Annotated in this window: 18 protein-coding genes; 10 read left to right on the top strand and 8 right to left on the bottom strand. The window is 61.9% G+C overall.

Going from position 1 to position 18,366, the window contains the following annotated elements; all coding sequences use genetic code 11:
• Positions 1 to 192: 192 nt before the first annotated feature.
• Positions 193 to 891, bottom strand: coding sequence for a L,D-transpeptidase (locus BUA69_RS08875; protein WP_046134853.1), 699 nt, complete (start codon positions 889 to 891; stop codon positions 193 to 195).
• 283 nt (positions 892 to 1,174) lie between these two features.
• Here BUA69_RS08875 and BUA69_RS08870 point away from each other — a divergent pair, with 283 nt between their 5' ends.
• On the top strand, positions 1,175 to 2,764 hold the full coding sequence (locus tag BUA69_RS08870) for an ABC-F family ATP-binding cassette domain-containing protein (RefSeq protein ID WP_046134854.1): 1,590 nt from the start codon (positions 1,175 to 1,177) through the stop codon (positions 2,762 to 2,764).
• 127 nt (positions 2,765 to 2,891) lie between these two features.
• Here BUA69_RS08870 and BUA69_RS08865 read toward each other — a convergent pair whose 3' ends face one another.
• The 4 genes from BUA69_RS08865 to BUA69_RS08850 form a co-directional block, all read right to left on the bottom strand.
• Positions 2,892 to 3,518 carry an SH3 domain-containing protein gene (locus tag BUA69_RS08865; protein ID WP_052950484.1) on the bottom strand — a complete coding sequence of 209 codons (627 nt, stop codon included), beginning with the start codon at positions 3,516 to 3,518 and terminating at the stop codon, positions 2,892 to 2,894.
• A 34-nt stretch (positions 3,519 to 3,552) separates the two neighbouring features.
• Positions 3,553 to 4,026, bottom strand: a complete 474-nt coding sequence (locus tag BUA69_RS08860) for a hypothetical protein (RefSeq protein WP_046134855.1) — start codon at positions 4,024 to 4,026, stop codon at positions 3,553 to 3,555.
• A 253-nt stretch (positions 4,027 to 4,279) separates the two neighbouring features.
• The gene (dksA, locus tag BUA69_RS08855) at positions 4,280 to 4,699 is read right to left on the bottom strand and encodes an RNA polymerase-binding protein DksA (RefSeq protein ID WP_046134856.1); all 420 of its coding nucleotides are present in this window, start codon (positions 4,697 to 4,699) and stop codon (positions 4,280 to 4,282) included.
• A gap of 158 nt (positions 4,700 to 4,857) precedes the next feature.
• Positions 4,858 to 5,277: a flagellar assembly protein FliX gene (locus tag BUA69_RS08850; protein WP_046135020.1), complete on the bottom strand. Its 420-nt coding sequence runs from the start codon at positions 5,275 to 5,277 to the stop codon at positions 4,858 to 4,860.
• Positions 5,278 to 5,563: 286 nt separating this feature from the next.
• On the opposite strand from BUA69_RS08850, the gene BUA69_RS08845 reads away from it, so the two are divergent.
• The 7 genes from BUA69_RS08845 (at position 5,564) to flaF (ending at position 10,526) form a co-directional block, all read left to right on the top strand.
• On the top strand, positions 5,564 to 6,661 hold the full coding sequence (locus BUA69_RS08845) for a flagellar basal body P-ring protein FlgI (protein WP_211197780.1): 1,098 nt from the start codon (positions 5,564 to 5,566) through the stop codon (positions 6,659 to 6,661).
• On the top strand, positions 6,661 to 6,999 hold the full coding sequence (locus BUA69_RS08840; protein WP_046134857.1) for a rod-binding protein: 339 nt from the start codon (positions 6,661 to 6,663) through the stop codon (positions 6,997 to 6,999). Before BUA69_RS08845 ends, BUA69_RS08840 begins: the two co-directional genes overlap by 1 nt.
• Entirely contained in the window at positions 6,996 to 7,463 is a 468-nt protein-coding gene (locus BUA69_RS08835) for a hypothetical protein (RefSeq protein WP_052950486.1), read from the top strand. Before BUA69_RS08840 ends, BUA69_RS08835 begins: the two co-directional genes overlap by 4 nt.
• Before the next feature lie 103 nt (positions 7,464 to 7,566).
• Positions 7,567 to 7,908, top strand: a complete 342-nt coding sequence (locus BUA69_RS08830; RefSeq protein ID WP_046134858.1) for a hypothetical protein — start codon at positions 7,567 to 7,569, stop codon at positions 7,906 to 7,908.
• Between the two features lie 209 nt (positions 7,909 to 8,117).
• A complete protein-coding gene (locus BUA69_RS08825; RefSeq protein WP_046134859.1) occupies positions 8,118 to 9,662 on the top strand; it encodes a flagellin N-terminal helical domain-containing protein in 1,545 nt (514 codons plus the stop codon).
• 116 nt (positions 9,663 to 9,778) lie between these two features.
• Positions 9,779 to 10,204 carry a flagellar biosynthesis repressor FlbT gene (flbT, locus tag BUA69_RS08820; RefSeq protein ID WP_046134860.1) on the top strand — a complete coding sequence of 142 codons (426 nt, stop codon included), beginning with the start codon at positions 9,779 to 9,781 and terminating at the stop codon, positions 10,202 to 10,204.
• Positions 10,155 to 10,526, top strand: coding sequence for a flagellar biosynthesis regulator FlaF (gene flaF / locus BUA69_RS08815; RefSeq protein WP_046134861.1), 372 nt, complete (start codon positions 10,155 to 10,157; stop codon positions 10,524 to 10,526). Before flbT ends, flaF begins: the two co-directional genes overlap by 50 nt.
• Before the next feature lie 141 nt (positions 10,527 to 10,667).
• Here the strand turns inward: flaF and BUA69_RS08810 are convergent, their stop codons facing one another.
• The 3 genes from BUA69_RS08810 to BUA69_RS08800 all read right to left on the bottom strand — a co-directional run bounded on the left by BUA69_RS08810 (position 10,668) and on the right by BUA69_RS08800 (position 16,270).
• The gene (locus tag BUA69_RS08810; RefSeq protein WP_046134862.1) at positions 10,668 to 12,569 is read right to left on the bottom strand and encodes a hypothetical protein; all 1,902 of its coding nucleotides are present in this window, start codon (positions 12,567 to 12,569) and stop codon (positions 10,668 to 10,670) included.
• Positions 12,570 to 12,580: 11 nt separating this feature from the next.
• Entirely contained in the window at positions 12,581 to 14,422 is a 1,842-nt protein-coding gene (gene flgK, locus BUA69_RS08805; protein WP_046134863.1) for a flagellar hook-associated protein FlgK, read from the bottom strand.
• Between the two features lie 69 nt (positions 14,423 to 14,491).
• Entirely contained in the window at positions 14,492 to 16,270 is a 1,779-nt protein-coding gene (locus BUA69_RS08800; protein WP_046134864.1) for a flagellar hook protein FlgE, read from the bottom strand.
• A 234-nt stretch (positions 16,271 to 16,504) separates the two neighbouring features.
• On the opposite strand from BUA69_RS08800, the gene BUA69_RS08795 reads away from it, so the two are divergent.
• Together BUA69_RS08795 and BUA69_RS08790 are read left to right on the top strand one after the other, a co-directional pair.
• Positions 16,505 to 17,371, top strand: coding sequence for a hypothetical protein (locus tag BUA69_RS08795; protein ID WP_046134865.1), 867 nt, complete (start codon positions 16,505 to 16,507; stop codon positions 17,369 to 17,371).
• Positions 17,372 to 17,439: 68 nt separating this feature from the next.
• Complete coding sequence (locus tag BUA69_RS08790) at positions 17,440 to 18,351, top strand: homoserine O-succinyltransferase (protein WP_046134866.1); 912 nt, start codon at positions 17,440 to 17,442, stop codon at positions 18,349 to 18,351.
• The last annotated feature ends 15 nt before the right edge of the window (positions 18,352 to 18,366 follow it).

The following is an 18,366-nucleotide window of genomic DNA, read 5'->3' as shown; positions in this document are numbered from 1 at the left end:
ACGCTTCCGCACACGCACAAAGATGGATTACCCGGACAAGCCGGGTGATGACGGTCGGGAGGGATTGGGGCTTATCGGGTGAAGTCGTGTTAGCGGGTCCAGCGGGAGGCGCAGCCATCACCAAAGGCCAAAAGCCCACGCCAAACAATCACCCAAAAACAAACGGGGCCCGAAGGCCCCGTTTCTATTGCATCAGATATAGCCGAGGCCGTTCGGCGCCGGAATGCCGGTATTGAGCACCACAACTTTCGAGCCCACGGTGACGCGCCCATAGAGATCGATGATGTCGTGATTGAACAGACGCACGCAGCCGCTCGAAAGTGACAGACCGATCGAGTGCGGATCATTGGTGCCATGGATGCGATAGAGCGTATCGCGGCCATTATTGTAGAGATACAGCGCCCGCGCCCCGAGCGGGTTGCCCAGCCCCGGCTCCATGCCCTTGGCCCAGGGGCCGTTCTTCTCGGGATCTTCGCGGATCATCGTCGGCGTCGGCGTCCAACGCGGCCAGGGTGCTTTGCGACCGACCGTGGCATTACCGGTGTAATCGTAGCCGGCACGGCCGACGCCAACACCATAGCGCATGGCCTGGCCGTCGCCCCGTACCAGGTACAGGAACTTGGCACCCGGATCGACGACGATGGTACCAGCGGTTTCAGCAGTCTGGTACGGCACCACCTGGCGCAACAGCTCCGGCTTGATCAGCGCGGGGTTGATCGCCGGAATCGGATAGGTTTCATTCGGCAGATCGCCATAGATCTGGCGGTACATCGGATCGACATAGGGGGTCGCTGCAACACCCGAGCCCGGCATCGTCCGGCTGGACGTGCAGGCAGCAAGGGCAAACGGAACGAGCGCCAAAAAACCGCGGCGCGAAACTTGATCAAACACTTTGGGGCAGTCCGTCTGTTAAGGTGACTAGAACGTATCGGAAAGCAGCAAACACTTTCCTAATTACTGCTGACCTAGCGCGTCCTATTTTGGACGAAAAGCGCCCACAGGCCACAGCGGCCGGGCAAAAGCCCCTTGCGGATAACATTCCCGCGATCAGCAAAACTTGACACAATAGTGTTGGCCACTATGTATGGCGCATCCGCAGCACCAGCAGGACGGTACCCAATGGAACTCTCGATGATCGACGGCCTCACCCGCATCGCCCATCTGGAATCCGCCCATGCCTGTTTCGGTTACACTCCAAAATCTCACCTATCGCACCCCTGACAATGCCCCCCTGTTCAGCGGCCTCGACCTTGCTTTCGGTCCCAACCGCACTGGCCTGATCGGCCGCAATGGCACGGGTAAATCCACCCTGCTGCGCCTGATCGCCGGTGAGTTGCAGCCGCTTGAAGGCAGCATCACATTTGGCGGCACGCTCGGCGTGCTCAGCCAGTCGGTGCAGGTGGACGACAATCAAACCTTGGCCGACCTGCTTGGCGTTGCCGATGGCCTGGCGCGACTTGATCGGCTTGCAGCCGGTATCGGCAGCGTCGATGACGCCGGCGAGGCCGATTGGACCCTGCCCTCGCGCATCGAAGCAGCGCTGGATCAGCTCGACCTGCCGCAATCGCCCCCTGACCGCCCGCTATCGAGCTTTAGCGGCGGGCAACGCACACGGCTGGCGCTGGCGGCATTGCTGCTCAACCAGCCCGACATGATCCTGCTCGATGAACCGACCAACAATCTCGATAGTGATGGCCGGGCCGCGGTGGCCGGCTTGCTGCGCCAGTGGCGCGGCGGCGCCATCGTGGTCAGCCATGATCGTGAACTGTTACGGGAAATGGACGCTATCGTCGAACTGACGACGCTCGGCGCCAAGACCTATGGCGGCAATTGGGACCATTATAGCGAACGCAAGGCCCTCGAACTCGCCGCCGCCGAACATGGCCTCGCCATCGCCGAGCGCAAAGTGGGCGAGATCGACCGCAAGGCACAGCAGACCGTCGAGCGCCAGGCCCGCCGCGATGGCGCCGGACAGCGCAAGCGCGACCGTGGTGACATGCCCAAGATCCTGCTCAATGCGCGCAAGGACAATGCCGAAAAGACCAGCGGCGAAAACGCCCGCCTGGCCAGCCGGCAACGAGCCGAAGCGGCGGAGGCGGCAGGCGAAGCCCGCGCGCAAGTCGAAGTGCTGACGCCGCTTTCGGTCAAGCTGGCCAGCACGAAGCTGCCCGCCGGACGAACGGTGCTGCAGGTTGATGGCCTGACCGGCGGGCCAGTGCCGGACCAGCCGATCATCCGCAATCTGAGCTTTTCCATCATCGGGCCGGAACGGGTGGCGATCACCGGTCCCAATGGCGCAGGCAAGACTACCTTGTTGCGGCTACTGACGGGGGAGCTGACGCCCATTGCCGGCGCGGTGCGGATCAACGGGCGCTTTGCCCTGCTCGACCAGACTATCAGCCTGCTCGATCCTCACCTGACCATTCGCGACAATTTCCGGGCACTTAATCCTGACGATGACGAGAATGCCTGCCGGGCCGCCCTCGCCCGCTTCATGTTCCGCGCCGATGCGGCGCTGCAAGTGGTAGGGAGCCTGAGCGGCGGGGAAATGTTGCGGGCAGGACTGGCCTCGACCATTGGCGGGTCTGCGCCGCCCGACCTGCTGATCCTCGACGAGCCGACCAACCATCTCGATATCGGGGCTATCCAGGCAGTCGAGGCGGGACTGCAGGCCTATGACGGGGCGCTATTGGTGGTTAGCCACGACAAGGCGTTTCTCCAAAATATTGGCCTCACGCGAGAAATTCGGCTCGGAGCCCTGTGACCGCCGAGATGCATCCTTGCGGGAAGGCCAATAGGTAGAATTAGCGCCGGTCCTCCGGGAATAGCCAGAGGTCGAGAGCTCTCGAAGAGTGAGATTGAGCGAGCACCGCGCGGTGCTCGCTCAGAGCTTAGCGGAGCACGCGATAGGAGCCGACATTGTTCTGCAACATGCGGTTCAGCACTGGCACGTCACGGTCGAAGAAAGTGCAATTGCGGAAATTGCGCGATGCACAGATGTCGACTGCAGCACGGCCATTGACCTCCACCGACATAATGCGATCACCCCATGACCCCAGGCGCGCTTCGCTGTCGCCCGGCCAGGCACAGAAACTGCGGCCGCGGAAATTGGGCTGGTCGAAGAAGCAGACATTGCTCTGACTGACGGGCGGACGAATGACCGGCGGCTGCACCACGGGCGGACGCGGTCCTGGACCCGTCTGAATGATATCGCGCAGATAATTGCGGGCTGCCCAGCCGGTTGGCCCGCGGCTTTCCACCAGGCACCAGCCATTGGAACACCGCAGGACATCGACTTCCTCGCCACGCTGCAGGACATGGACCACAGGATTGTTGGGCCCCGGGCCGCTGCGCACGTTCAGGTTGGTCGTCGCCACGGCGCGGTTCGCCGAGCCCCCGCCAGGGCCATCGGGCACCAGCACGAACGGTTGCTGCGCCAGCGCCGCAGGCACGCTCGCGGCCCCCAGTGCCAGAACCACGGCGGCAATCAGGCTGCGGACGATCTTGGATGCATTCATGGTGTTCTCCTTGGCAGCAGGTTACTGGGCACGCCTAGATGCGGTGCGCGTTGAAAGTCCGCGAACTGACGCCACGCACTGTCGGATGATAGGTACAACGCAGGCTCGACAGCACCGGCACATCCGGCACGATCACCCGTCCACCAACGCCGACACCACCGATTGGGCTGCAATCAATCGCTGCAGCCTCCCAGGCAACGCCATTGCCACAGGACGTCCGGTGCAGGTCGATGAAGATGTCACGCCGACGAACGTCGAAATCCAGACGCCCGTCGCAACGCACCCCGCCACCACGGATCTGGTAGGTGCCGCGCCGCTCCAGGCAGAAAGTCAGCCGATAGGGTCCGAACAGGTCCCGATCGGCCCGGAAGCAGCCATTGACCGCCACGCCACCACCACCCGGCTGGTCAGGCACCAGCACAAACGGTTCCTGCGCCATGACCGGGCCGGATAGCAGGCCGATCAGCATGAACAGGGCACTCATAAACCCAGCGAACGTCTTGCGCATCTTGGTCGCTCCAAAGCCAGTCCTCGATCGCCAAACCTAGCCTGTCTCGCTGCCCCGGGTAATGGCACCACGTCCAGAAACTAGGCATGGCGTTTCACCCTGCGCCACCGATGCGGTGATGCAGCATGCGCGCTATCGGCCTTTGCCGGAACGAAAAAGGGCCCGCATGACTGCGGACCCTTGCAATTTTCCTGAGCGAAAGAAGCCAATTCCCTGCAGCGGTAGCACTCCTCGCCGCTACAGCGAAATGCCTCTATTCGTCGCGATACACCTTCTCGCGCCGTTCATGCATTTCCTGGGCCTCAAGGCTCAGGGTTGCAATCGGGCGGGCATCGAGACGGGCAATCCCGATCGGATCGCCAGTTTCTTCGCAGAAGCCGTAAGTCCCGTCCTCGATACGCTTGATGGCAGCATCGATCTTGGAGATCAACTTACGCTGCCGGTCACGCGTGCGCAGTTCCAGCGAGCGATCACTTTCCGATGACGCCCGATCAGCCATATCTGGATGATTTTGGCTTTCTTCCTGCAGATTTTCGAGGGTTTCACGGCTTTCGCGGAGAATATCGTCCTTCCAGGCATTTAGCTTGGATCTGAAATATTCGCGCTGGCGCGGATTCATAAACGGCTCGTCGTCACTGGGCCGATATTCAACAAGGTCAACTACCGAAGACATTAGCAGACTCAACTCCAATGCACCCCTAAGGCGGCCTATATATGCGCGCACAACTCCATGGGCAAGCGCGCAAAGCATGCACGATGAACATGTGAAAGTGACGACAGCCCCATCTTCAATCTATGGAGCGCTAACGTCTTGGCAAAAAACGAGAATTATCAGGCGGGATAGCGGCCGAACTTGGCGAGTTCTACCCGCACCCGCAGCTCGATGTCATCGAGCAAAGCATCCAGCCCGGGCATCGACTGCTCGCGCGCCTCCGAAAGCAGGCTCATCAGCTGGCTGAGTCGGTCTTCGCTCACCCGGCCCACCAGCAGGTCCGCCTTCACGTCATCCAGGCTATCCAGCAGATCGGTCCCACGGGCGACGGCCCGCTTCTTGCGGCCCTGCAGCGGATCCTCGACACCCTGCAGCGCCAGGAGCGAACTCAGTTCTGCGGGAGCCGTCATCGGCGCCGTGCCGGCAACCCGCGCGGGTGTCTCGCCACCAATCGGCTGGAAAGCTGCACCGTTGCCTGTCCGGCCCGCATTGCTGCGGCCGTTCACTGCATTTGTGCTTTTGGTGCTGTCGATGCGCAAGGCGATGAGACTCAAATCATGGGCGGCGATACCGGCAAAATCTGCCGCCACCAGTTAACAGGACCTTAACGAGCCCGGCAAGAATTGCTCACCCACCCCATCCCCAGCGCAGAGGACACCACCGAAGCCGTCCAGACGCCAAAATTAATCACTTATTTTCAATGTCTTAACCGACGGCAATCGCATCTGGCACGATTTTCGCAATGCAACACCCGACGGCTGCACCATGGGGATGGCGCGGCCAGTAACGGGGATGACGATGCGCATTTCAATCTGGCGAATCCTGATGGCGGGGCTGATCGGCACCGCAATGATCCTGGCACCGGCAACGACAGCCAATGCAGCGACGGCGCGCATCAAGGATATCGTCGACATCGAAGGCGTCCGCGACAACCAGCTGGTCGGCTATGGCCTGGTGGTCGGGCTTAACGGCACCGGCGACAGCCTCAACAATTCCCCGTTCACCAAGCAATCTCTGCAATCCATGCTCGAACGGCTGGGCGTCAATACCGCCGGTGAGAATGTCCGCACGGCCAATGTCGCCGCCGTCATGGTCACCGCCAACCTGCCCGCCTTCTCCACCCAGGGCTCGCGGATGGACGTTTCGGTCGCCGCACTCGGGGATTCGGGCAGCCTGCAGGGCGGCACGCTGCTGGTCACTCCGCTGCTCGGAGCCGATGGCGAGGTCTATGCCATCGCCCAGGGCCCGGTCAGTATCAATGGCTTCAAGGCCTCGGGTGATGCCGCCACCGTCATTTCCGGCGTCCCCACGACCGGCCGCATTTCCTCGGGCGCGCTGATCGAGCGCGAGATCGAGTTTCACCTCGGCGCCCAGACTTCGCTTCGCCTGGCCCTGCGCAACCCGGACCTGACCACCGCCCGCCGCATCGCGCTCTCCATCAATGACTTCATCGGCACCCCTACTGCGACACCGGAAGACCCGGCCACCGTGCGCCTCACCCTGCCCCGTGGCTTCAATGGCAATATTGTCGACCTGCTGACCGATATCGAACAGCTGATCGTCCAGACCGATCAGACAGCAAAGATCGTCATCGACGAGAATTCCGGCATCATCGTCATGGGCAAGGACGTGCGCGTCTCCTCGGTCGCCGTTGCACAATCCAACCTGACCGTGACCATTGCCGAGAACCCCACCGTCGTGCAGCCGGCCCCGTTCAGCCGCGGCGTCACCGCAGTCGAGCCCAATACCACACTCGACGTGACCCAGCGCGATACTGCGCTCGCCGTGGTGGAGGAATCGGTGACGCTGCAGCAACTGGTCGATGGCCTCAATGCTCTGGGCATCTCCCCGCGCGACCTGATCGCCATCCTGCAGGCCATCAAGGCTACGGGCGCCCTTCAGGCAGAAATCGAGGTGCTGTGATGAACATCACCTCCGGCCTTCCAGCCTCGTCGCTCTCGCCATCGCAGGTCGCCCGTGTGCGCCAGCAGGCCGAGGAATTCGAGGGCGTGTTCCTCAATACCCTGGTCAAGGAAATGTTTGCCGGCGTCAAAAGCGACGGACCGTTCGGCGGCGGCTTCGGCGAGGAGACCTGGCGCTCCATGCAGACCGAACAGCTTGCGGCCACCATGGCCCAGAACGGCGGCCTCGGCATTGCCGACCAGATCATGGGCGACCTGATGGCGCTGCAGGAAGCAGCCCAGAACCAGCCCTTCGCAACCCAATCCAGTTCATCTCTCAAGGGATATTCAGCCAAATGACCGCCGCAGCCCGCCTTGCCGCCCTCGACACCCTGCCGGCCACCGAACTATGCGCGCGCGCCGAATCCGCGCTCACCGCGCTGGTCGATGTGATGAACCAGGAAACCACGCTGCTGCGCGCCGGCCATATGCGCCAGGCCAGCATTCTCACGCCCGACAAGGCGCGGCTGGCCCAGGACTATGTGGTGCTGGCCCGCTCGGTGCAGCGCCAGACGGAGCGACTCAAGCAGGAAGCCCCCAGCGCCGTCGATCGCCTGCGCAACGGCCATGAAAGCCTTGCCACCCAGATGGCGGAAAATCTGCGCGTCCTGGCAACTGCCCGCACGGTCACCGAAGACTTGCTCACCGACGTCGCCAAAGTTGTCGGCCAGAAAGAGCGCACCCACGTTTACGGACGGGCCGGCACGATTGCTAACGATCCATCCAGTTCTGCCCGCGGCATTGCCGTCAATCGCGCGCTTTAGACTTGCCGCAATTTGACGAAAACTGGATCAACTTGCGCAAGTTGACAGAAATTCTGGCTGTCCTATCCTGCGGACGGCATTGGTGCCAGGTTAGGACAGCGTCATGGTCTACGCCATCGATCCCGTATCGCCGGGAAATGCCAATATGGGCGACTTGCGATCACGCCATCAGACCGGCGACCGCGCCCTGTTGCCTGACAGTGCTCCACCGGCGCCGAGCAGCCCGGAAACCGGCGACAATTTCCCCAAGCGCGACGGTTCCCGCCAGGAACAGGAGCGGCCCGCTCCGCCGCCCCCCGCCCCGGCTGGCTCGATGTTTGCCGCCGCGGTGATTGCCGGCAATCTGCCCCCGCGCCCTGAAACCCTGGACGAATTGTTCCTGCGCATCGGCAATGCCCCGATTCCCCCCGAGTCCGAACTGCGGCTGCGCGACCTCGTCGTCTAGTTAACGCACCGTCACGAGGCACTTCCTGCCACAAACAAGCCAGAGCCCCGGTTTCCGGGGCTTTTTGCTATTCGCAAACCGGCGATACCAACAAAGTCGGTGCAAGAATCCGACATGGATTTAACGAATCCTTATGACCTGTCTGGCAAGGATTTCGATGTCTCAGGAAGAGGCGTTTCGTAATCGACTCCTAGAAAAGGATGCCATAAATGGCCGATATCAATCTTTCCAAAGCCGTCCGTTCCAACCTCTCGTCGCTGCAGAATACGGCGACGCTGATGGCCAAGACCCAGGACCGTCTCTCGACGGGCAACAAGGTCAACTCGGCACTGGACAACCCAACCAACTTTTTCACCGCTGCTTCGCTGAACAGCCGCGCCGGTGACCTGAACAACCTGATGGACTCGATGGCTAACGGCATCAAGACCATCGAAGCTGCTGACAATGGCCTGTCCGCCATCACCAAGAACCTGGAATCGATGCAGTCGACCCTGCGCCAGGCTCGCCAGGACAAGTCGTTCCAGACGGCATCGCTCGAAATCGGGCCGAACCTGACCGATGCCGAGAGCATCTCGTTCGACGGTGGCTCCATTGGCGCAACACCGATCACCATCGCTCTGGGCACAGCAGCAACCGCAGGCACCCCCGCGGTTCCCGGCACGCCTGCGGTCCCAGGCACTCCCGCTGTTACCTCTTCGGTGACTGGTGTTGGCGGTGCTGACCTTACCGCTGTGACGGCCGGTGACGTCACCGTTACCGTTGCTGGAGTTGACTTCAACGTCACCCTCGCCGACGGGGACGACGCCGCCGCCGCCGCCGGAAAGATCAACACTGCTGTCGGTTCGACCGTTGCCGACGTCGATGGTGGCGAACTTCGCCTGCAGAATGCCGCTGGTACTGGCATTTCGATCGCCGACGCTGGCGGCAACGGGAACGGCACTACTGCAGCAATCATGGGCACCCCGGCAACCGTCGCCGGTTCCGCCGCTGTTCCTGGTACCCCGGCAGTTCCGGGTACTCCAGAAGTTCCTGCCACTGCCGCCGCCTCCAAGAGCGTCGATCAGCTGGTCAACGAAGTGAACAACCACGCTGGCCTCAAGGGCAAGCTGCGCGCTTCGAACGACAACGGCAAGCTGCGCATCGAGAACCTGTCGACTCAGGAACTCAACCTTGGTGGTGTTTCGAGCACTGGCGTGATCGATGGCACCTCGACCGGCGCCAACAAGATCGACGGTAACAAGGTTCGTTCGGATCTGGCCAACCAGTTCAACGAACTGCGCGACCAGCTCGACAAGCTGTCGGACGATGCTTCGTTCAACGGTATCAACCTGCTGCGTGGCGACAAGCTGAAGATCACCTTCAACGAAACCGGCACCTCCTCGATCGACATCCAGACCAAGGGTGAAGAGGCAGTCAACGCCGGCACCCTGAAGCTGACCACCACCCTGACCGCTGCCGATCTCGACAGCGATGCCGGCATCGACAAGTTTCTGGACGAAGTTAAGGCCGGTCTGAACTCGGTCCGTTCGCAGGCTTCGGCCTTCGGTTCGAACCTCTCGATCGTTCAGAACCGTCAGGACTTCACCAAGTCGATGATCAACACCCTGGAAACCGGTGCTGGCAACCTGACCCTGGCCGACATGAACCAGGAAGCTGCCAACATGATGGCTCTCCAGACCCGTCAGTCGCTGGCCTCCTCGACCCTGTCGATGGCCAACCAGGCCGATCAGGGCGTGCTGCAGCTGCTCCGCTAATAGCGGCTTAGCCACAGATTGGAAAAGGCGGGCCCCGGCCCGCCTTTTTCTTTTTTCGCGTACACGCGCAGTGGGTTACACTCGCCGCGAAGTGATTCAATCCGGAGGCGGGCCGAATGGCGCTCAAGGTCGAACTGAAGCCGGGTGAAAAGCTGTTGGTGGGCAATTGCATCATCACCAATTCCGACCAGCGTACACGGCTGTTTATCGAGGGCCAGGCGCCCATCCTGCGCGAGAAGGATATCCTGACGCCAGCGACCGCCGACACCCCGGCCAAGCGCGTCTATCTGGCCGTCCAGATCATGTACATCGAGAACAATACCGACATTCTGCGCAGCGAGTATTTTTCGCTGATTAACGACATCGTCACGGCAGCGCCCTCGAGTACGGCAATCGTTGATAGGATCAATAACGACATCTTAACTGGGGCCTTATACAAAGCTCTGAAGTCGGCCAAACAGCTGATCCAGTTCGAAGAGGATCTGATTGCAAATGCAGCATCACGGGGCACTCGCCTATCAGCAGACAGCCAAGGCGACTGAATCGCCGCGAGAGCGCGAAGCCGCCTTGTTGATCAAGGCCGCAGCCCGGTTGCAGGCGATCCGCGACACCTGGCCCACCGATTTCGACCTTTTGCCGCCTGCCCTGACCTTCAACCGCAAGCTCTGGACCATCTTCATGAGCTCGGCCAATGGCGCGGATAATCCGCTGCCGGCCCAGACCCGCCAGAACATCGTCAATCTCGGCCTGTTCGTGCTGAACCAGACCCGCGAAATGATGATCGAACCCGCGCCGCAGACCCTGGACGGCATGATCAACATCAATCGCCAGATCGCCGCCGGCCTGCGCTCAATGCCCGCCTGAGGCACCTCATTGCAACAAAAAGCCCCCGATGCAGATCGGGGGCTTTTTTGTTGTCCGTATCGCGCGTCCTGGAGGAGAGGGCGACCCGCTTGGGGCGAGTGAGGGGCGTTGCCTGATGCGGCGCCCGACTGGTTTTGCCTCTTACAGGTAGTTCGCCAGGCTCAGTTTGCTGACCATGGCGGTCACCTGGTAACTGGCCTGCATGCGGGTCTGCAGCGCCAGGATTTCCATGGAGACATCTTCCTTGGAGACCGTTTCGACATCGCTCAACAGGTTGTCCAGCTGCGACTTGTAGTCGGTGTGGCGCTTGGCGGTATTCTCGAGCGAGCCCTGGGCAATACCCAGTTCCATGGTCAGGATCTCGATCGAGCCGCGCTTGGAATTGTGCGCTTCCGACAGCTGGGAATGCTGGCGCGTCGCCATGGCGTCAAAGCGCCCCTTGGCATTGGGGTCGCTGTCCGGATAGGTCTCGACAGACATGGCGCCAAGCGAGCGCACCATGCGCAGGAACCCGTCTTCATTGCCCTGCATGCCATAGGCCGTGCTGGTGCTGTCATCGATCTGGGCGGTGACGCTCTGGCGCGGATTGCCCTCGGCGGCCTTGGCAGCAATGGTGACGCTGGCATTGAGCGCGGTGGAGAAGTTGGCGGCCGTGCTGTTGACATCGCCACCGATGCGGAACTGGCCCGGGCCGGGCGTCCCGCTAACCGCCGTCAGCGTCAGGGTGCTGCTGGTGCCATCCGGCTTGGTCAGCGTCATGGTGACGGCTTCGTCTTCGGCCGGCACATTGGCGAAAGTCACCGCTATGCTGCTCGGATCGGTCGCGGTGTGGGCAGTGGTGATGTTGGCCGTCGACAGGCTCACATCGGTCAGCTGGAAGCCATGCTTGGGCGAGACCGGGGCATCTTCCGCCAGCGTGACTGCATTGGCGTTGGTGGCAATCCCCAGCCGCCCCAGCCCCTCGGCAGCAATTGCCGGGCTCTGGCCGCGATACCACATCACGGTGTCGGCCTCGGTGCCAACGCGCAGGGACGTGGCTGGATTGCCCGAAACGCGCAGCACCGGCTCGCCGGCGCCGTTGAAGAAGTTCTCGCTCGCCTCATAGACCGACGCCCCGGCCAGCTCGGAGCCGCCGACCTGGGTCAGCCGGGTCTCGAGCGCACCCTTGAAATTGGCGGCAGTCGCATCGGCGTCGGTGCCGATAGTGAACTCGCCCGCGCCCGGCGGGTTATCGGTGGTGGCGCGCAGCGTTATCTGGGTCTCGGTGCCGTCGGGCAGCGTGAAGCCCATGGTTACGGATTCGCCGGCCCTGATCTGCTCGGCCGGAGCCGGCGCAAAGGTCACGCTCAGATTCTTGGCCGTCGGCGGATTGGTGGCGGCCGGCGAAGTGTAGGTCACGGAGGTATTGGCGGCGGTGGTCGAGATATTGGACAATTTGAGCCCGAACGGGTGCACCCCGTCCTCGCCAAGGGTCACCGTGCCACCGGCAATGCCGGTATTGACGCGGCCATAGCCATTGGCACCGAGATCGGCGGCCTTGCGCTCGCTGACCACGGTCTTGAAGCCGGCGCGGCCCCCTGCCCCTTCGAGCAGTTCATTGGTATTGGGCAGCGGCGGCGCATCGGTCGCGGCGCCACCGAACAGGTAGCGGCCGGCCACTTCCGAATTCAGCATGGTGACAATTTCGTCGAACCGGGCCCGGGACAGGTCCGGCAAGGTCGCCATGTTGATATTGCCGGTGCCGTACTGGCCCTGAATGGCCGAATTGCGGGCTTCGCCCTCGATCTTGTCGAAGCGCGACAGGGTCTTGTCGAGAAAGCTCAGGCGCAGGTTGACGGTCTCGATACTGGCCGAGAACCCTTCGATACGATCGAGGCGCTGACGCACGCTCAGCGACAGCGGCAGGTCGCGGCCCATGCCGGCCAGGGTTGGCGACTTGGCCCCGGTGCCCAGCTGCATCTGCAGCGTCGCCATCTTGTCCTGCATCTGGGAGATGACGGAGAATCCGGTCTGGATCGGATACATCGACTTGTTGACGATCATCTACGTGCTCCCTAAACGGCGCCAAACAGGGCGTCGAGCAATTCCTTGACCACTGAAACCACCCGCGCATTGGCCGAGTATGAGTTCTGCAGCTCCATCAGCCGGGCCATTTCCGAGTTCACATCGACCCCGTACTCGGAATCCATCTGCTGGATCACCGTGTCGAGCGTCAGCTGCCGGTCATCGCGCCTGGTCAGGGCTGCGTTGATCGAAGACCCCTGGAAATTGATGACCTGGTTGATCACGTCGTTCAGATTGCCGGTCATCTGGAACCGGCCGTTGTTGACCGAGCCATCGCCGCCGGTGGCGAATTTCATATTGGCCAGCTGATCGACCAGGTAATTGGCGCGATCGGCATTGCCCAGCGTCTGGCCGGCCTTGTCCTGCACCAGCAGGCGGTTGTCGGCGATGACGGCCGGGTTGACCGAAATACGTGCAGCAAAGCCCAGCTTCTGCGGCGGATTGCCATTGATGCTGTTGGTAAAGGCATTGCCCCCATCGACGAACAGGGACATGGCGAGCCCGTCACCCTGCAATCCCTGCGAGGTCGCACGCTTGGTCAGCCCGGCAATTTCAATATTGCTGTCACCGGTGAACTCGAGCGCATTGCCATTGGCATTGACGGTAATGCCCAGAGCCGGCCCCGCAGCGCTTGGCGTGTTGAACGCCAGCTGCAGCTGGGCCGATGCTGCGGCAGCGCCGGCATCCATGTTGACACCGATGACGCGATTACCGGCAGCGTCCCGATAGTCAACGCCAGGCTCGGTGGTGTTGACGATCTTGACGTTCTGCTCGACGCCGCCAACCTTGATCTTGAGCAGCAGGTCATTGCCCGCCGCCATCCCCGACAGGTCGCTGGAGAAACCGCCGGCGATCTCCGTACCCGGCGTCTGTACGGTCGAGAACGCCTGGGCCAGCCCGGCAGCGATCTCATCGAGCTGCGACTGCGCTTCCACCAGGGTCTTGTCGCGCAGCGTGATCAGGCCCGCCAGCTCGCCGCCCTGCAGCACGCCTTCAGACACCAGATCAACCTGCAGGCCCGATGGCGTGGTCAGCAGCAGCCGGCCGACCTTGCTGGCGTCCGGATTGTGATCGAATTCAGAGGTCGCCGCCAGCGAACCAGCGCTTTCAAAGCTGAAAGTCGAGCCGCCGCCATCAAGCAGCCCGACGCCCGAACGGGTCATCAGCGCAACGGTGCCATCGGGGCGGTAGTCGGCGCGAACGTCGATCAACTCTGCAACAGAGGACACCAGGCGATCGCGCTGATCCAGCAAGGCCGAGCGCGAGGTATCGGTCATGCCCAGATCGAGCAGACGCGCATTGACCTCCTGCAACGACGACATCATGCCGTTCAGATTGTGGACGTTGGCGGCAATCTGCCCCTCCGTCTCCTGCCGCATGCCCTGGATATTGTTGGAGAGCCGGTTGAGGGTCTCGGCCATGGACTGGGCCTGCGCCACGACCTGCGCGCGCACGGTGTAGTCGTCAGGGCTGGTCGAAAGGCTCTTCAGCGAATTCTGCAGCTTGCCATAGACGGTATCGAGCGAATTGGCCGAACCCGGCTTGCCCAGGAAGCCCTGCAGGCGATCGAGATAATTGGCCTGAACGCCGGAATTGGCGGTGTCTGACACCTGCCGCGTATAATAGGTCTGCAGGCTCGAATTGAAGGCCCGCTCGACCCCAACGGTGCGGGCATAGCTGGACGACTGTGAATTGTAGTCGACAACGGTCAGCGACTGCCGGTGATAGCCCGGCGTCCCCTGATTGGCGATATTGCGGCTCAGGATATCGAGCGAATCCTGATTGGTCCGCAAGCCCGAGACGGCATTATTCAGCGACGTTGTAAGACCCATTGCTTGGGCTCCTCACAAGAGAGTACAGGTCCGGCCCTCCTGGGCCGAACCACGCAGAGAGCGATCCGCCTAGCGGACCATGTTCAGGGCTTCCTGCAGCATCTCGTCGGCGGTGCTGACGATACGCGTGCCGGCGGCATAAGCCTGCTGGGTCACGATGAGCTTGGTGAACTCGTCCGAAATGTCGGTATTGGAGGCTTCGAGCGAGCCGCCAATGATGCCCGAACCGGAGAGATCGAAGATCGCCTCGCCCGATTCCGTGGTGGAGGCGAACACGCCGCCATCCAGGCGCTTCAGCTGGTTGATGGCGTTGAACTGCGCCGTCACCACCTGGGCCATGTCGATGCGCTGGCCGTTGGAATAGCTGGCTACCACGCGGCCGCTGTCATTGATCGCCACCGAGACGAACTCGCCGGCGGCATAGCCGTTCTGGTTAAGCACCGAGACGTTGGCCTTGCCGTTGACGTCCGCGAACTGTGAGAGGCCCTTGGTGTCGTAGCGCAGCTCGACATTGTTGACCGCCACGCCATTGACGATGACCGAACCCAGATTGGTGGCGCCACTGGAGGGCGACAGCAGTGAGCCGTCCGGACCGAACTGGAAGGTCTCGTCGACGCGCTTCCACTTCTCTTCGCTGCCTTCAGCATTGGAGTTGGACGCGTAGTAGAGGTGCCAGGTATCGGCACCCGGTGGGGTGGAGGTCGAGCTATCGACCTTGGCCCAGCGCATCATCACCTGCGCCGGTGCGCCGTTCTCGGCGTAAATGGTAATAGCGCCGCCATAGATGGAGTTGGATTCAAACAGCGTGTTCTGATTGGCCGAAATCGAGTCGACTGGCGTGCCCTGCGGCACCGAGCTGATCGCCGGCGTTTCGGTGAAAGTGCCGATCCCGGCGGTGCCGGTCACCTTGAGAGCATGCCCTGAACCTGGCGGCATGGTGACCTGCAGCTTGCCAGTGCCATCGATAGCAACCGTCGCGCCGGCCGCGTTGGGGCGCGTCACCATATGGGTCTGGATGGCGGTTGCCACTTCAGCCGCAGTCGTCATGCCCGAGACGTCGATATACTGATTGGTGCTCGTATTGGTCGGCGCCGTGCCGCCCGAATAGAAATTGTACGTCATCGGCGTACCGGCCACCGTAATGGTGATCGACTGCGCCGTTGCCGGGGCGGCTGGAACCAGGTCGGCCGGGTTTGCCGGGAAGTTCGCCTGCGAGACCGACGTTGCCGGCGTGTAGGTGGCGCCAGCAACGTAATCGGCAGCGCGCAGCAATTCACTGCCCGGCACGGTCGGCTTGTAGGCGTCCGTCTTCGGCAGCTGCGGCAGGTTGGCCTGATAATTGATGCGCTGCGTCTGCTGGGCAGGCAGGAACGCATTGGTCAGGCGCAGCACTTCAGGCACCGAGCCGGAAACGTTGCCCGTACCCGGATCGATCGGCAGACCCTTGAGGTAATAGCCCGCGCCATTGACCAAAAGGCCATCCTTGTCGATCTCGAAATCGCCGCGACGGGTATAGTAATTGGTACCGGCAAAGGTCGGATCGCCATCGGACTGACCCGAGCGTGGCTCGACCACGAAGAAGCCATTGGAGTTGAGCGCGATGAAGGTCTCGTTGGAAACCGTCTTGATATCGCCCTGCACGTCATTGGTGCCACGCGACTGCGCCAGCACGGCGCCCGGCACCTGACGGCGCAGCGGAGCATCGGGGATCAGATCGATGAAGTCGGTTTCGATCCGCTTGTAGCCAGTGGTCTGCGAGTTGGCGATATTGCCCGAGATGTTCTCAAGCGCATGCGCCTGAGCCCGCAGGCCAGTCACTGCACTGGAAAGAGCCCCATAAATGCCCATCTAAAACTCCGTAAGCCCCATTGGCGTCCTGCGACGCATTTCAGGCCTAACGATGCAAGGCGAGTGCCAAGTCGGAACGCCATTGATATTGCTGGATAATTTTCCAACCGAGCCACGAAGCGCTGCCAAAACCCGGCAAGAGAGTCCGGGCATCAGGCAGAAATTGCCGCCTGCTTGTGTGGCCGGGGCAAGTGTTCTAAACGCAGGGGCACGTATTGCCGGGGCGAAGTCGTAATGCTGTTCAAATCCGCCGATGAGTTCGTGAAATCGCCAAGCCGGGCGGTCACCGTGTTCGGCATGGCCGGCGTCGGCAAGACCCGCCTGAGCGCCATGCTGCGCGCCAGCAACTGGTTTCACTATTCAGCCGATTACCGCATCGGCACGCGCTATATGGGCGAGTACATCGTCGACAATTTCAAGCGCGAAGCCATGAAGGTGCCGTTCCTGGCCGATCTGCTGCGCTCGGACTCGATCTATATCTCGTCCAACATCACCTTCGAAAACCTCGACCCGCTGTCGAGCTATCTCGGCACGCCCGGCAATCCCGAACGTGGCGGCCTGCCGCTGGAGGAATACCAGCGCCGTCAGGAGCAGCATCGCGTCGCCGAAGTCGCAGCCCTGCACGACGTGCCCTACTTCGTCGAGCGCGCCAAGCTGCTCTATGGCTATAACGACTTCATCGCCGATACCGGCGGTTCGCTGATCGAGGTGGTCGATCCGCACGACCTCAACGACCCGGTGCTCCAGACCCTGGCCGGCGCGACTGCCCTGCTCTACATTCGCGGCACCGACAAGGACGCCGCCGAACTGGTGCGCCGCTTCAAGCAGAGCCCCAAGCCGATGTATTACACCCCTGCCTTCCTCGTGCAGAAATGGGCTGAGTACAAGGCGCTCAACAATATCAGCGATGACCGCGATGTGGACCCGGCCGGCTTCGGCGCCTGGGGCTTCGAGGCACTGCTGCATGACCGGCTGCCGCGCTACCAGGCGCTGGCGGACAATTACGGCTACGTGGTTGAAGCATCCGATCTCGCCATGGTCCGCGACGGCGACGAATTCGTCGACCTGATGGCCGCAGCGATCGAGACGCGAATGCGCTAGCGCGTTCTCCTTCGGGAGACGCGCCAGCATGCATCACGCCGAATTGCACCACCCGAAAGAGGGTCATCATGCCTATCCGCATTCCCGATAACCTGCCCGCCCGCAAGACGCTCGAGGACGAGGGCGTCTATGTGATGGACTCGACCCGCGCTGCGCGGCAGGACATCCGCCCGCTCAAGATCGGGCTCCTCAATCTGATGCCCAACAAGGAGCGCACCGAGACCCAGTTCACCCGCCTCATCGGCTCGACCCCGCTGCAGGTGGAACTGACACTGGTGCGCGTCACCGATCACCAGTCCAAGAACACCTCCGAGGATTATCTGCGCACCTTCTACAAGACCTGGGAGGATGTGCGGGCCGAGAAGTTCGATGGCTTCATCGTCACCGGCGCGCCGATTGCCAATATTCCCTTCGAGGAGGTGCGCTACTGGCCCGAGATGATCGAAATCATGGATTGGACCAAGACCAACGTCCACCACACCATGTTCATCTGCTGGGGCGCGCAGGCCGCTTTGCACCATTTCCACGGCGCCGAGCGCTATCGCATGGAGCACAAGGCCTTTGGCGTCTTCCGCCACCAGGTGGTCAACACCCGCTCGCCGTTCCTGCGCGGCTTCTCCGACAGCCCGATGATCCCGGTATCGCGTTACAACGACATCGACCGCACGACACTGGGCGACAATCTCGAAGTGCTGATCGACAACGCGGACATCGGCGTCGCCATGCTCGGGGACCTCAAGCATCGCGCGGTCTATTTCCTCAACCACCTGGAATATGACAACCGCTCGCTAGCCGACGAATATGAGCGCGATGTCAAATCCGGGCTGGATACGCCGCTTCCCGCCAATCTGTTCCCCAATGACGACGTCACCGCCGAGCCGGAGAACCGCTGGCGTAGCCATGCCCATCTGTTGTTCCAGAACTGGATCAACGAGATCTACCAGACCACGCCTTACGAGCTGGATGAAATCGGCCAATAGGCCACGCAGCAGGGC

The organism is Devosia limi DSM 17137 (assembly GCF_900128975.1).
Taxonomy (GTDB): domain Bacteria; phylum Pseudomonadota; class Alphaproteobacteria; order Rhizobiales; family Devosiaceae; genus Devosia; species Devosia limi.
The sequence above is the reverse complement of the archived record's forward strand: the minus strand, read 5'-3'. Positions and strand labels throughout refer to the sequence as shown.

What these genes read in the sequence shown, in the direction of transcription:
- flbT (WP_046134860.1), top strand. Translation starts at nt 9,779, where the DNA reads ATGGCGCTCAAGGTCGAACTGAAGCCGGGTGAAAAGCTGTTGGTGGGC.
- BUA69_RS08865 (WP_052950484.1), bottom strand. Translation starts at nt 3,518, where the DNA reads ATGAATGCATCCAAGATCGTCCGCAGCCTGATTGCCGCCGTGGTTCTG.
- BUA69_RS08830 (WP_046134858.1), top strand. Translation starts at nt 7,567, where the DNA reads ATGGTCTACGCCATCGATCCCGTATCGCCGGGAAATGCCAATATGGGC.
- BUA69_RS08835 (WP_052950486.1), top strand. Translation starts at nt 6,996, where the DNA reads ATGACCGCCGCAGCCCGCCTTGCCGCCCTCGACACCCTGCCGGCCACC.
- BUA69_RS08840 (WP_046134857.1), top strand. Translation starts at nt 6,661, where the DNA reads ATGAACATCACCTCCGGCCTTCCAGCCTCGTCGCTCTCGCCATCGCAG.
- BUA69_RS08825 (WP_046134859.1), top strand. Translation starts at nt 8,118, where the DNA reads ATGGCCGATATCAATCTTTCCAAAGCCGTCCGTTCCAACCTCTCGTCG.
- dksA (WP_046134856.1), bottom strand. Translation starts at nt 4,699, where the DNA reads ATGTCTTCGGTAGTTGACCTTGTTGAATATCGGCCCAGTGACGACGAG.
- flgK (WP_046134863.1), bottom strand. Translation starts at nt 14,422, where the DNA reads ATGGGTCTTACAACGTCGCTGAATAATGCCGTCTCGGGCTTGCGGACC.
- BUA69_RS08870 (WP_046134854.1), top strand. Translation starts at nt 1,175, where the DNA reads ATGCCTGTTTCGGTTACACTCCAAAATCTCACCTATCGCACCCCTGAC.
- BUA69_RS08795 (WP_046134865.1), top strand. Translation starts at nt 16,505, where the DNA reads ATGCTGTTCAAATCCGCCGATGAGTTCGTGAAATCGCCAAGCCGGGCG.
- BUA69_RS08810 (WP_046134862.1), bottom strand. Translation starts at nt 12,569, where the DNA reads ATGATCGTCAACAAGTCGATGTATCCGATCCAGACCGGATTCTCCGTC.
- BUA69_RS08860 (WP_046134855.1), bottom strand. Translation starts at nt 4,026, where the DNA reads ATGCGCAAGACGTTCGCTGGGTTTATGAGTGCCCTGTTCATGCTGATC.
- flaF (WP_046134861.1), top strand. Translation starts at nt 10,155, where the DNA reads ATGCAGCATCACGGGGCACTCGCCTATCAGCAGACAGCCAAGGCGACT.
- BUA69_RS08800 (WP_046134864.1), bottom strand. Translation starts at nt 16,270, where the DNA reads ATGGGCATTTATGGGGCTCTTTCCAGTGCAGTGACTGGCCTGCGGGCT.
- BUA69_RS08790 (WP_046134866.1), top strand. Translation starts at nt 17,440, where the DNA reads ATGCCTATCCGCATTCCCGATAACCTGCCCGCCCGCAAGACGCTCGAG.
- BUA69_RS08845 (WP_211197780.1), top strand. Translation starts at nt 5,564, where the DNA reads ATGGCGGGGCTGATCGGCACCGCAATGATCCTGGCACCGGCAACGACA.